This is a genomic window from Pseudomonas sp. LB3P81, from assembly GCF_054897965.1.
Genome location: NZ_JBUBVG010000001.1, coordinates 5,272,431 through 5,287,328, shown reverse-complemented (window position 1 = coordinate 5,287,328; position 14,898 = coordinate 5,272,431). Strand labels below are relative to the sequence as shown.

Below are 14,898 nucleotides of genomic sequence, written 5' to 3'. Positions count from 1 at the left end.
CCTTACGACTGTGGCACCACCTCCCGACCGAGTGCCGTCACCACGGCACTCAGGCATTCATCCTGTTGCAGGATATCGAAGTGGCTGGCGCTGACGGTTTGCACTTTTCGCAGCCGTGGTTGCTGACGCTCCAGCGTCGCGCGTTCGGCCGTCGGGTTACCATCGGCCCACCAGCAGCACAGTTCGGCGTGCGGCAGCGGCAAGGTCTCGACCTGCCGCGACAACGCCTTCAATCGTGTGCTGACCATGAATGTCTGCGCCAACTCATCGGCACCGAGCAACGCGTAGCCGCTGGCCTGCTCGCCTTCGGTGTCGATCACCGTGCGAATGATCCGCGCGACAGCGTCCTGGTCACCCGAGTTTTCGACACTCAACGCCTGAACAATGACATCGCTGTCCATGCTCAACGTTGCACCGAGGAACTCGCGCAGGTCCGCGCGCCACTCATCAACACTGGCGACGGCATTGGCCTGGGTCGGCACAAAGCTGTCCACCAGGCCGACGAACGCCACGCGCTGACCCTGCTGTTCAAGCAGATCGCCGACCATCAACGCCAGCGCCCCGCCCAACGACCAGCCCAGCAAATGGTACGGGCCTTGCGGTTGCTTGCGGCGAATCGCTTCGACGTAGTCCGCAGCCATTTGCTGCAGCGAGGTGTCGTGCCACTGACGGTCGAGCAACATGCGGCATTGCACGCCGTACACTGTGCGCTGGCCTTCCAGTCGACGGGCCAGCGGTTCGTAGTCGAACACCGTGCCGAACCCGGCGTGCAGGCAGAACAGCGCCGGTTGATCGTCCACCGGCTGGTTCAACAGCAGCAGCGGTTCCGGGCTCTGTTTGAGCGGTTGCTCATCGACACCGGACAACCCGGCGATGGTCGGTTTGGCCATCATGTCGCGCAGTTTCAGCTGGAAGTCCGGCTGATTCAGTGCCCGCACCTTCGAGATCACTTTGAGCGTGCGCAGCGAGTCGCCGCCCAACTCAAAGAAATTGTCGGTGATGCCGACTTTGTCGACGCCCAGCACTTGCTGCCAGATCTCGGCCAGCGCCCATTCCAGCGGTGTGCGCGGGGCCACGTATTCGCGCCCCTCGAAGGTCGGGTCCGGCAAGGCCTTGCGGTCGAGCTTGCCGTTCGGTGTCAGCGGGAAACGCGGCAACACCACGATCTGCGTCGGCACCATGTAATCCGGCAGGCTTTCACGCAAGGCTGCCTGGCAACGCTGGCCCAGGCCATCGTCTTCGGCCGCGACCACATAGCCGACCAGTTGCGGACCCTGTCCGCTGTCACGTACCACCACGAGTGCGTCGTTTACTCCGACCTGCTCGCGCAGACGGGCTTCGATTTCACCCAGTTCGATGCGGAAGCCGTGCACTTTGACCTGATGGTCGATGCGTCCCACGTAATCGAACACGCCATCCTCGCGGCGGCGCACCAGGTCACCGGTGCGGTACAGACGACCGCCGTCGCGGCTGAACGGGTCGGCGACGAAACGCTCGGCGGTTTGCCATGGGTGACGGTGGTAGCCGCGCGCAACGCCTCGGCCGCCGATGTACAGTTCGCCGACCATGCCCACCGGCAACGGATTGAGGTCCATGTCCAGCACATGCAGGCTGCGGGTGCCGACGCGGCGACCGATCGGCGCATACATCGCCTCGCAGTGGCCGTCGGCAGCGATTTTCCATAGCAACGGCGTGACCACGGTTTCCGTCGGGCCGTAACCATTCACCAGGTATTGCGGCTTGAGCGTGTGCTTGACCCGCTCGAACGTGGCGTCCGGCACCGCATCGCCACCGAAGCAATAGATGCGCACGGTTGGTGGATTGCCGCCCTGCAACTCGGCGTGTTCGGCCAGTTGCAGCAAGTACGCCGGCGGGAAGCAAGCGACGGTGATGCGCTGGCGATGCAACACCGCCAGCGTCTGTTCGGCGGTCCACAAGGTGTTGTCGCGCACCACCAGGGTCGAGCCGCTAATCAGCGCGGTGATCCAGCGTTCATGGGCACCGTCAAAGGCGAACGACATGAAATGCAGTTCGCGATTGGCCGGGTCCATTTCGTACAGCTCGGCAATCGCCTGCACGTGCATGCTCAACGGCCCGTGAGCCACGGCGACGCTTTTCGGTTTGCCGGTCGAGCCCGAGGTGTAAATCAGGTAGGCCAGTTGCTCGGCGTGTACGTTGCTTTGTGGCGCTGGCACCTCGATGTCGAGGTTCAAGCGATCCACGGCGACCATCGGCGTGCCCGGATTGAGTTGCGCGGTGTCACGCAGACGCTCCTGGGTCAGCAGCAAGCGCATGTCGCTGTCGGCCATCATGTAGCGCAGACGTTCCTGCGGGTACTGCGGATCCAGCGGCACGTAAGCCGCGCCGCACTTCATCACCGCCAGCAGCGACACCACCAGTTCCAGCGAGCGCTCCATGAACACGCCGATCACGTCTTCGGCCTGCACGCCCTGCGCCAGCAGGTGCACCGCGAGTGCGTCGGAACGACGATCCAGTTCGGCATAACTCAGGTGTTCGGCGTCGCGGTCGGCGTAGCTGAGCACCAACGCGGTGTGCTCCGGTTGCAGCCGCGCCCGCTCACGGATCAGCTCGTGCACCGGCCGTTCGTGGTCGTCAGCCAGCGTCGGCAGTTCGCCGTCCAGTTGCCGGCCTTCGTCCAGCGTCAGCAAACCCAGTTCGCCCACGGCGCGGTCAGCGTTGTCGCACAGACGCTGCATCAGGCTTTCCATGTGGCTGCGCAGCACTTCGACGGTGGCGAGGTCGAACTGATCGCGCTGGTGCATGTACTCGATGCGCAGTCCTTCATCGAGGCTGACCATCAAGTCCATGGCGAAGCTGGTCAGGCCGAAGTCGGAGACGTCTTCGAATCGCAGCGAGTCGCCGTTCCACTCGCGCAACGTGCGATCGACCGGCTGGTTTTCGAAGACGATGATGCTGTCGAACAGCGACTGCCCGCCCTGCCCGGCCCAGCGTTGAATATCGCTGAGTGGGGTTTGCTGGAAGTCGCGGATGTCGAGGTTATAGGCCTGAATCTCGCGCAGCCAGTCACCGACGCTCGCTTCGGTTGGCACACTGTTGACCACCGGCAAGGTGTTGATGAACAGCCCCAACATGTTCTCCGAACCGTTGAGGGTTTCCGGCCGGCCCGACACCGTGGCGCCGAACGTCACCGTGCGCTGACCGGTGTAGCGCTGCAACAGCAGCAGCCACGCGGCTTGCACCAGGGTGTTGAGCGTCACTTGCTGCTGCTGGGCAAACGCCTGAAAACGCGCGGTCTGCTGCGCATTCAGGTGCGTGTAGATCGCGTGATAACCCGCTTGCGGCGCCTTCACCGGCAACGCGCGGGCCAGGTGCGTGGCGCCTTCGAGGGCGTTGAGTTTGTCTTTCCAGAACGCTTCGCTGGCCTCGGCCACCTGCTGGCCGAGCCAGTCGATGTAGTCGCGATACGCGGCCACCGGTTCCTGCGCGTCGCCACTGTAATGACGCAGCACTTCGCCGATCAGACGCGACACACTCCAGCCGTCCATGAGGATGTGGTGATAGGTCCAGATCAGGCGATAGCGGTCGTCTTCCAGACGCACCAGCAGCAGGCGCAGCAACGGCGCGCGGTTCAGCGAGAAACCACGTTCACGTTCATCGCTGGCCAATTGGCGCACACGCTCGGGCTGGATATCCAGGCCGCGCCAGTCCAGCTCGGTCAGCAGCGCCGGCGCGTTGCGCAGCACCACTTGCAGCGGCTCCTTGTCGCCCTCCCACAGGAACGCGGTGCGCAGGATCGCGTGACGCTGCGCAGCGTCGGCCCAGGCTTCGCGGAAACGCGGACCGTCAACGCCACGCACGCCCACTTCGATCTGGTTGACGTACAGCCCCGAGTCGCCGTCCTGCACCGAGTGGAACAGCATGCCCTGCTGCATCGGCGACAGTGGATAAACGTCGTCCACCTCGTTCGCCATCAATTCCAGCGCCTGATATTGCGCTTCGCTCAGTTCGATCTTCAGAGCCGGCGCAGCAATGACCGGCGCCGCTTCCACGGCTTCCAAAGCCTGGGCAACAGTCGCCAGTTCAGCGATGGTCGGGTGGCTGAACACGTGCTTCGGCGAAATGCTCAGGCCGGCCTTGCGCGCACGGCTGACCGCCTGGATCGACACGATGGAGTCGCCGCCCAGTTCGAAGAAGTTGTCCTGAATGCCGACCTGAACTTCAAACAACGCCTGCCAGACAGCTTGCAGCGTCGCCTCCACGGCATTGCGCGGTGCGACGTATTCACGAACCTGCTGATCGGGTTGCGGCAATGCGCGACGATCGAGCTTGCCGTTCGGCGTCACGGGCAATTGCTCAAGCAACATCACATGACTGGGTTGCATGTGCTCAGGCAGCGCGTTGCGCAGATGCAGTTTGAGCGCGTCGAGCACCAACGACTGGCCGACCACGTAAGCCACCAGTTGTTTGGATTTACCGACATCCAGCGCGATCACCACCGCCTCGCGCACCTGCGGATGTTCCAGCAGGCAGGCTTCGATTTCACCCAGTTCGATGCGCAAGCCACGGATCTTCACTTGATGATCGATGCGGCCGACGTATTCGATCACGCCGTCCTCGCGGTAGCGCGCCAGGTCGCCAGTGCGGTACAGGCGCTCGCCCTGTTGACCGAACGGGCTGGCGACGAAACGCTCGGCCGTCAGGTCTGGACGACGGTGGTAACCCCGCGCCAGACCGATGCCGCCCAAATACAGCTCACCGACGCAGCCCGCCACTTGCGGTTGCAGGCTGTCGTCGAGGATGTAGGTCACCAGGTTGGCGATCGGGTAACCGATCGGCACGCTGATCGAGCCGTCATCGACGCACGTCCAGTGGGTCACGTCGATGGCGGCTTCGGTCGGCCCGTACAGGTTGTATAAACCGACGCCAGGCAGCACGCGGAACAGGCTGTTCTGCAAATCCGCCGATAGCGCTTCACCGCTGCACATGATCTGCCGCAGGCTGGCGCAACGCTCGAAGCCTTCACCCTGGACAAACGCCTGCAACATCGACGGCACGAAATGCAGGGTGCTGACCTGATACTGCTCGATCAAACGCACCAGTTGCGCCGGGTCGCGATGGGCGCCCGGTTCGGCGACCGCAAGGCGTGCACCGACCATCAGCGGCCAGAAGAACTCCCACACTGACACGTCAAAACTGAACGGGGTTTTTTGCAGCACGGTGTCGCGACCGTCCAGCGGGTACGCGCCCTGCATCCACTCAATGCGGTTGTACAACGCATCGTGACGGTTGGCCGCGCCCTTCGGTTTGCCCGTGGAGCCGGAGGTGTAAATCATGTACGCCAGCGACTGCAGCTCGACCACGCTTGGCAGGTTTTCCTCGCTCAAGCCTTCGACCAGTCGAGCGCTGTCGTCCAGGCAGATCGCCGTGGTCCCGGCGGGAATCGGCAATTGCGCCAGCAGATGACGTTGGGTCAGCAGCACGTGCACGCCGCTGTCCTCGAACATGTGCTCCAGGCGCTCGCGCGGGTAATCCGGGTCCAGCGGCACATAGGCGCCGCCGGCCTTCATGATTGCGAGCAAACCGATGACCAGTTCCAGCGAACGCTCGGCGGCAATGCCGACCAGCACTTCGGCGCCGACACCTTGGGCGCGCAGGTAGTGCGCCAGTCGGTTGGCCTGTTGGTTGAGTTGACGATACGTCAGGGTCTGACCCGCAAACACCAACGCCGGCGCGTCCGGGGTTTTCAGCACTTGGGCTTCGAAGCACAGGTGGACCGGGCGCACGTCGGGCCAGGTCACGGCGGTGTTGTTGAAGCCTTGCACTTGCTGCTCGGTCTGCGCAGCGTCGAGCAGACTCAGTCGGCCCAGGGCTTGTTGCGGCTCACGGACCATGGCATCGAGCAACGTCACCAGACGATTGCTCAGGCCGTCGATGGCCTCGGCGGCAAACAGCGCCGTGTCGTAATTGAAGCGCAGGTCCAGGCACTCGCCCAGCTCTGCGGCAATGGCCAGCGGGAAACTGGTTTGATCGTGATTGCTGACACCGGAGAACTTCAGTGCACTCGGATTGCCACCCTCCAGCGCCTCGGCGACCGGGTAGTTTTCGAACACCAGCAGCGTGTCGAACAGCGACTCGCCCGAGTGCCCGGCCCAACGCTGCACGTCCGCCAGCGGCGTGTACTCGACATCGCGTAGTTTGAGATTGAGCGCCTGCACCTCGTCCACCCATTGGCTGACCGTGCGCTCGGGGTGTGGCGTGGCAATCACCGGCAAGGTGTTGATGAACAGGCCGACTTGCTGCTCGATCCCCTGCAACTCGCTCGGACGACCCGACACCGTGGCGCCGAACGCGACGGTGCGCTGGCCGGTGTAGCGCTGCAACAGCAACAGCCACGCCGCTTGCAGCAAGGTATTCGGCGTCACGCGGGCCTGACGGGCAAACCCGCTCAGGCGCTCGGTGGCCGCCCGGTCCAGGCTCAGGTGAACGGTGCGATGACCGTCGCCCTGCCCCGCGACCGGCCCCGGCATCGCGCCGGCCAAACGCGTCGGCTCGTTGAACGCCTGCAATTGCTCCAGCCAGAACGCTTCGCACGCGGCAGGATCACGCCCGCTGAGCCATGTCATGTAATCGCGATAACGACCGCCGCTCGCCACCGGCATCACGCCCGAGTAACGCTGCAATACTTCGCCGAACAGCTGCGAGGTGCTCCAGCCGTCCAGCAGAATGTGGTGGTGGGTGAAGATCAGGTGATGGGTGTCGGACGCGGTTTGCACCAGGGTCAGGCGCAGCAACGGCGCGGCTGTCAGGTCGAAACCGCGCAGACGATCGTCTTCGACCAGACGTTCCAGGGCTTGTGCCTGACCAGCTTCATTGCGCCAGTCGAGCACGGTCAGCGGTACGGTGGCGTTGGCCAGAATCACTTGCAGTGGTCGCGAACCATTGCTCTCGCTGAAGAACGCGGCGCGCAACACTTCATGGTTTTCCAGCGTCTGTTGCCAGGCGCTGCGGAACGCTTCGACCTCGATGCCCTGCACGTCCACGCGCATTTGCGGGATGTAAGCGCCGGCATCCGGGGCGAACAAACTGTGGAACAGCATGCCTTCCTGCATCGGCGACAGCGGGAAGATGTTTTCGATCTCACGCGCCGCCAGCGGCAGTGCATCGAGCTGCGCCTGATCGACGCTGACCAGCGGCACATCGCTCGGCGTCAGGCCACCGGCACCGCTCAGGCAGTGTTCGATCAGCTGTTGCAGTTCGGCAGCGTAGGCGTCGGCGAGTCGCTGCACGGTGTGCTCGGCAAACACTTCACGGCTGAAGGTCCAGCTCAGGCGCAGTTGCCCGGCGTACACCTGACCGTTGATGCTCAATCCGCGATCCAGCGAGGCCGAAGCCCCCTGCTCCGCGCCACCGCTTTCCCGGGCCGGACGCCACGGCGCCTGCTCATCGAAGCTGGCATCGAACTGGCCCATGTAGTTGAACGTGACTTGCGGCTGCGGCAAATCCTCAAGACCGGCCTGCGCCAGATACCGCAGGATGCCGAAACCGATGCCTTTGTCCGGCACCGCGCGCAGTTGTTCCTTGACCGCCTTGATGCTCCCGGCCAGATCGCTGGCCGGGGTCAGCCTGACCGGGAAGATCGAGGTGAACCAGCCCACGGTGCGGGTCAGGTCGATGTCGTCGAACAGGTCCTCGCGGCCATGACCTTCCAGTTTGACCAGAGTCGATGACTGGCCGGTCCAGCCGCCCAGCACCCGCGCCAACGCCGTCAGCAACAGGTCGTTGACCTGCGTGCGGTAAGCCGCCGGAGCGTCTTGCAACAGTTGCCGGGTGAAGGTGCTGTCGAGCACGGTTTCCACGCTCACGGCATGTTCGCTGGCCAGACTGCCTTGTGGATCATCGGCGGGCAGGTCCACCAGCACGTCGTGGTATTGGCGCTGCCAGTAAGCCGCCTGACTCACCAGTTCAGGGCTTTGCGCATGCAGCCGCAAGCTCGCCGCCCAGGCTTGATAAGCGCTGGATTTGGCCGGCAGGCGCAGCGGCTGAGCCTGGCGCGCTTGGTCGTAGGCCGTTTGCAAATCTTCGAGCAACAGACGCCAGGACACACCGTCCACCGCCAAATGATGCACCACCAGCAGCAAGCGCTGACCGGCCGCGCCCATGTCCACCAGCAAGGCGCGCAACAATGGGCCGTCGTGCAAATTCAGGCTGGCTTGTGCGGCGTTGCAGTGCTCAAGCAACTCGTCGGCGTTCGCCGCCTGACGCTGCCACAACAGTTCGGCGCTGTTCCAGTGCTCGGCCTGAGCCTGCTGCCACACGCCGTCCACCTGACGCAAACGCAGGCGCAACGCGTCGTGATGGTCCAGCAGCGCGGCCAACGCCTGTTGCAGGCACGCGCTGTCCAAAGGCTCGCGAAGTTCCAGCAGTACCGACTGGTTCCAGTGGTCCCGGGCCTCGATGGGCTGCTCGAAAAACCAGTGCTGGATCGGTGTCAGCAGCACGTCGCCACGCACCGGGCCCTGATTGATGAGCAGACCAGCACTGCGCTGCGCGACCTTCGCCAGACTCTGCACGGTCTGGTGTTGAAACAGATCACGCGGGGTGATGCGGATCCCGGCCTGACGCGCACGGCTGACCACTTGAATCGAGATGATCGAATCGCCGCCCAGTTCGAAGAAGTTGTCGTCGATCCCCACGCGCTCAAGCTTGAGCACGTCTTGCCAGATCGCCGCCAACTCGGCCTGCATGTCGTCCACCGGTGCGGTGTAAACCTGCTGCGCCAGGGCGGCATCAGGCTTGGGCAGTGCGTTGCGATCGAGCTTGCCGTTGCTGGTCAGCGGCCACTGGTCGAGCTTCAGCAAATGGGCCGGCACCATGTAATCCGGCAGGCCCGCTTGCAAGTGTTCACGCAACGACTGGCGCAAATCGGCGATGTCTTGCGTGACGGTGAACCAGGCGACCAACTGCTGGCTGCCATTGATCTCGGGCGCCAACACCAGCGCTTGTTCAATGGCCGGGTGACTTTGCAGGCGGTCCTGGATTTCACCCAATTCGATGCGAAAGCCACGAATCTTCACTTGATGGTCGATGCGCCCGGCGTACTCGATGCTGCCATCGGCGCAATAACGCGCGAGATCGCCGGTGCGATACAGGCGTGCACCCGCTTCATCGGCGAACAGGTCCGGGACAAACCGCGTGGCGGTCAGATCGGCGCGCTGGTGATAACCCCGCGCCAGACCGGCGCCGCCGACGTAAAGCTCACCGACGCACCCCTTCGCCACCGGGTTCAGACGCGGGTCGAGCACGTACCAGCGCAGGTCGGCAATCGGCTCGCCCAACGGCGAACTGTTGGCACCCTCGAGGTCAGCGCGGGACAACGGTCGGTACGTCACGTGCACGGTGGTTTCGGTGATGCCGTACATGTTGATTAGCAACGGCTGTTGATCGTCGAACGCGTCGTACCACGGACGCAGACTCGCGACGTCCAGCGCCTCGCCGCCAAACACCACGTAACGCAGGGCCATGTCTTTGGCATTGGCGCAGGCAAACGGCATCAACTGGCGGAACGCCGACGGTGTCTGGTTGAGCACCGTGACCTGTTCATCGCGCAGCAAGCGAGCGAAGTCTTCCGGGGAACGGCTGATAGCGTGCGGCACCACCACCAACTTGCCGCCGTAGAACAATGCACCAAAGATTTCCCACACGGAGAAGTCGAAGGCATAGGAATGGAACAGGCTCCAGACATCGTCCGCGTTGAAACCGAACCAGTGTTCGGTGGCGCTGAACAGGCGGGGCAGGTTGCTGTGCGGCAGCAACGTGCCTTTGGGTTTGCCGGTGGAACCGGAGGTGTAGATGACGTACGCGAGGTTTTCCGGGCGGGTCAGGTTCGGCAGATTCTCAACGGACGCTTCACTCAGCCAATCACTGGCGTGGTCGAGGCAAATCACTTCGATGCCTTCGGACAACGGCAGTCGCAGCAGCAGCGCGGAGTCGGTCAGCAACAGGCGCGTGCCGCTGTCGGCCAGCATGTAGGCCAGACGGTCCTGCGGGTATTCCGGGTCCAGCGGCACGTAGGCGCCGCCGGCCTTGAGGATCGCCAGCACGCTGACGATCATTTCCAGCGACCGCTCCAGCGCGATCCCAACCAACACGTCCGGCCCGACACCGCGTTCGCGCAGACGATGGGCGATGCGGTTGGCCTGTTCGTTCAGTTGCGCGTAGCTGAGGGTCACGCCGTCGCAGGTCACCGCGATCTTGTGCGGGTGCGCGGCAGCCTGGGCTTCGATCAGTTGATGAGCGCACAGCAAGTTCGTGGCCTGCGAAGCGGCGCTGCGGTTCCAGTCCCGCAACGTGGTTTGCTGCTCGGTTGTGGCGAGCATGCGCAGGTCCGCCAACGCGACCGAGCTGTCGGCGCAAATGGCTTGCAACAGGTTCAGCCAATGCCGGCCGAGACGCTCGATGGTCGAGGCGTCGAATAATTCGATGGCGTACACGAAAGAGGCATGGATGCCGTCGTCACTCTCCACGGTATCGAGCATCAGGTCGAACTTGGTGGTCTTTTCATCCCAGATCAGCGGTTCGACGCTCAGACCCGGCAAGTCCCAGCGCTGTTTGCCACCGGCATCGCGCTGGTGGTTGAACATCACCTGGAACAACGGCGTATGGCTCAGGCTGCGTTCTACATCGAGCCCATCGACCAATTGCTCGAAAGGCAAATCCTGATGTGCCTGCGCGCCCAGTGCCGCAGTTTTGACCTCGGCCAGCAACTGCACAAATGACTGATCGGCGTGGGGCTGGCACCGCAGCACCTGGGTGTTGACGAAAAAGCCCAGCAGGTTTTCCACGTCCTGGCGGGTACGGTTGGCAATCGGCACGCCGACGCGAATGTCCCGTTCGCCGCTGTAGCGATGCAACAGGGTTTGCAACGAGGCCATCAACACCATGAACAGCGTGCAGCCTTCGCGGCGGGCGAGATCCTTCAGGCTGACCGCCAGTTCGGCCGGCACCTTCAGCTCGACGCTGGCGCCCTGCTGGCTCGGGATCGCCGGGCGACGACGATCGGCCGGCAGGTTGAGCGGCGGGTGCTCGCGACCCAGTTGTTCACGCCAGTATTCAAGCTGACGCTCGGCCTCGCCGGCTTCCAGCCACAGGCGCTGCCAGCGGGCGAAATCGGCGTACTGAATGCCCAGTTCTGGCAGTTGCGGCGCTTGCCCGGCGCTCAGTTGCGCGTAGAGCTGGGTGAATTCCTGCAACAGAATCGGCAACGAGCCGCCGTCGGTGACGATGTGATGGAACGTCAGCACCAGCACATGCTGCTGCGCTTCGAGCCGGATCAGCCGGCAGCGCATCAACGGGCCGTGCTGCAGGTCGAACGGCTGCTCGGCATTGAAGGCGATCTGGCGATGCAGTTCGGCGTCGTCAGCAGCGTCGGCCTCGACCAGCGGCGCGTCCATCTGCGGGTGGATTTTTTGCAGCACGTGCTGCTCATCGAAGACGAAGGTCGTGCGCAGTACTTCATGACGTTGCACCAGCGCGGCGAGGGTTTGCGCCAGCGCTGCGCGGTTCAGCTCACCGCTCAGGCGAAAGGCACCGGTCAGGTTGTACGCGGTCGCCTGCGGCTGCATTTGCCACAGAAACCACAAACGCTGCTGCGCGTACGACGCCGGCAGCGTGTCGACCGCCGGGTCCCTTGGCGGGATCGGCAGCAACTCAAGGGTCAGGCCCTGCGCGTGCATCTTTTCTTGCAAGGCACGCCGCGCGTCCAGGCTCAAGCCGCAGAAACGCTGGGCCAGGGTCATCATTCTGTCCGGTGCAGCACTCATCGCGTGTGTTCCTCATCCACTTCGTCGAACAACGCTTCCAGCGCGTCTACATCGTTTTCTTTGTGTTCACTGCGCTGACGGAACTGCTCGATTTCCGCCGCCAGACGTTCCAGGGTGTCGCCTTCGAAGAACAGCTTCAGCGGGATCGCCAGGTTCAGTTCTTCCTGAATCCGCGCACGAATCCGCGTCGCCAGCAGCGAGTGACCGCCCAGCTCGAAGAAACTGTCGTGCGCGCCGACACGCTCGACGTGCAGCGCCTCGGCCCAGATCGCCGCCAGGACTTTCTCCAGATCGGTGCGCGGCGCAACGAAGTCACTGCGGCGGACGTCGAGGTCGAGCAAGGCCTGGCGGTTGAGTTTGCCGTTGGGCATCAGCGGGAAGCCTTCCAGCACCTGCAAGCGAGCCGGCTGCATGTGCTCGGGCAGCGCTTCGCTCAGGTGACTGCGCAATTCGTTGAGGCGGATGTCGGCGGTGTCGGCCGGGGAAATCACGAAGCCCAGCAGTTGCGGGCCGGTCGGCGTTTCGCGGGCGATGACCGCCGCGTCTTCGATGCCGGGTGCGCTGCGCATGGCGGATTCGATCTCGCCCAGCTCGATGCGGAAGCCACGGATTTTCACTTGATGATCGACCCGGCCGAGGTACTCCAACACACCATCGGCGCGGTAGCGTGCGAGGTCGCCGGTGCGGTACAGCCGCTGGCCGGCCTGCTTCGCAAACGGGTCGGGAACAAAACGTTCGGCGGTCAGCGTGGCGCGCTTGAGATAGCCGCGGGCAATGCCGGCGCCGCCGACATACAGCTCACCTTCGACGCCCACGGCCACCGGCATCAGATCCGGGCCGAGCACGTGAATGCGCATGCCCGGAATCGGCTGGCCAATCGGGAGGGTGTCGTCATCCTGGCCGAGCGGCAGTTCCCACGCCGAACACCAGACCGTGCCTTCGGTCGGGCCGTATTCGTTGACCAGCGCCACCTGCGGCAACGCCTCGCGATGTCGCGCAACCAAGGCGTTGCTGCACGCTTCGCCGGCCACGATCACGCACGCCAGAGCATGGCCGTCGAGGTGCTCCAGAATCTGCGCGTGGTAGGACGGCAAGGTCAGGTAGTGGGAAACCTCTTCACGCTGGATCAGCGCCGCCAGCAGCGCCGGGTCCTTGTAGCTGTCTTCATCCGGCAGGCACAGGGTCGCGCCCTGCCCCAATGCCCAGAAAACCCCGGCCACGGAGCTGTCGAAAGAGAACGACGAGAGCATCAGGAACGCTCGCAACGGCTGACGATAGAACCCGCTGCGTGCGAGGGTCGAGGCCACCGCGTTGGCGTGACTGATCATCACGCCCTTCGGTTTGCCGGTGGAGCCGGAGGTGTAAATGACGTAGGCGAGATTGGCACTGTCGCCCAAAGGACCTGGATGTTTTTGGGACGCGGACCAGACTTCGGCCTCCGGCATCAGGGAAATGACCCGCTCGCTGTGCAACGCTTCGGGCAGCGGCTGGCAGGCCAATATTTGGCGCGCAGCGGCGTCCTGCAACATGAACGCCAGACGATCAATCGGGTAGTTGGGATCGAGCGGCAGGTAAGCGGCGCCGGCCTTGAGTGTGCCGAGCAATGCAATGACGATTTCCAGCGAGCGCTGACCGTAGACCGCAACGATTTCATCCGGCGCCACACCTTGCGCGCGCAAGGCATTGGCCACTTGGTTAGAGCGTGCATCCAGTTCGGCATAGCTCAGGCGTTGGCCATTGACGCTCACGGCGATGCGCTGCGGATGCAGGCGTGCCTGTTCGGTAAACAGGTCTTGCAGGTAGCGATGCGGCAGTGCCTGCTCGGCGGCCAGCGGGTTGAAGTCTTCGATCAAGCGCGTCAGTTGCGCTGCATTGACCTGAGTGGCCTGCCCCAGGGTCAGCTCCGGCGAATTCAGCAACTGGCGGCTGAACTCGACGAACTGCTCCAGCCATGCCGCCAGCATCGACTCGGGCACCGCGCCGGCCAGGCACGACAGCTGCAAGCGTTCGCCCTGAACCCGCAGGCGCAGGACTTCCGGGTTGGCGTCGTCCACTTCGATGTTCGCCTCGGCATCGGCCTGATACACCAGGCCATAACGCAGCGGTGTCGCGACTTCGGCGCTCAGTTCGAACTCGTTGAGGCAGTCGAGCCAGGACAGCGATTGCTCGACGCTGGCAGCAAACGATGCCAGCGCTTGCGCCAGGGTCTCGTGCCTGCGGTGATCGAAAGCCACTGGCAAACGACGGGCGAAACGCCCGAGGGTCGCTTCAGTCTGCTCGTTGCGCCCCGCCACTTCCCAGCCCATCAGCAACTTTTCCTGATTGCCGATGCGCGCCACGAACGCACTCCACAGCAATAACGCGACGCGCGGGGCTTCGACACCCTGAGCGTCGGCCACCCGTTGCACATCGGCCAGCCATACCGCGTCGCCAAGCGTGGCCTGATGTCGAGCCAGGGTCACCTCAACGGCTTTTTCGAAGGGCAGACGGTGCGCCAGCGCGAACTGTTGTTGCAGGTTGCGCCAGAACGCGGCGCCTTGATGGCCGATGTCTTCTTCGCGCAGTTCTTCCTGCCACGCGGTGTAATCCAGGTACTGCAAATCTTCCTGATTGTCGGCCAGTGTTTCGCCGCGCAACAGGCTCGCAAGCTCCGCCGACAGCACACGCAGCGACGCTTCATCGAGGCTGCTGGCCGGCGCCAGCAGCGTGACGAAATACTGACCGTCTGCGGTTTGTACGGGCGTCACCACCAACACTCGAACCGGATCGTCAGCCATGGTTTCACGGCCGAGGCTCAGGGCTTCGGCCACCGAAGACGCGCTGTCCTGCAACGTGACCGGCAGCTCGTCGCACAGGCTTTGCACAGGCCATTTCATACCCGGCAAGCGACGATAGACCGTGCGCAGGGTTTCATGGCGCTGGCCCAATTCATCCAGTGCCGCGCGCAATGCCGGCGCGTCCACAGCCTGGGCGACCGGCACGGTCAGGGCGGCGAACAGCGGCTGTCCGCCCAGCTCCTGAGCGCGCAAATAGAAGGCTTGCTGAGCCGAAGTCTGGAAAACGTCTACCGAAGGTTCGAGGGCGGTGGTGTTCATGT

2 protein-coding genes are annotated in these 14,898 nt (G+C 63.7%); both read right to left on the bottom strand.

The window, feature by feature from the left end; all coding sequences use genetic code 11:
* Positions 1-2: 2 nt before the first annotated feature.
* Positions 3-11,801, bottom strand: a complete 11,799-nt coding sequence (locus tag ACYZTL_RS24530; protein WP_461953896.1) for an amino acid adenylation domain-containing protein — start codon at positions 11,799-11,801, stop codon at positions 3-5.
* Positions 11,798-14,896: a non-ribosomal peptide synthetase gene (locus ACYZTL_RS24525; RefSeq protein ID WP_461953895.1), complete on the bottom strand. Its 3,099-nt coding sequence runs from the start codon at positions 14,894-14,896 to the stop codon at positions 11,798-11,800. Before ACYZTL_RS24525 ends, ACYZTL_RS24530 begins: the two co-directional genes overlap by 4 nt.
* Positions 14,897-14,898: the final 2 nt, after the last annotated feature.

Coding starts and splice junctions, on each gene's coding strand:
- ACYZTL_RS24530 (WP_461953896.1), bottom strand. CDS start 11,801: ATGAGTGCTGCACCGGACAGAATGATGACCCTGGCCCAGCGTTTCTGC.
- ACYZTL_RS24525 (WP_461953895.1), bottom strand. CDS start 14,896: ATGAACACCACCGCCCTCGAACCTTCGGTAGACGTTTTCCAGACTTCG.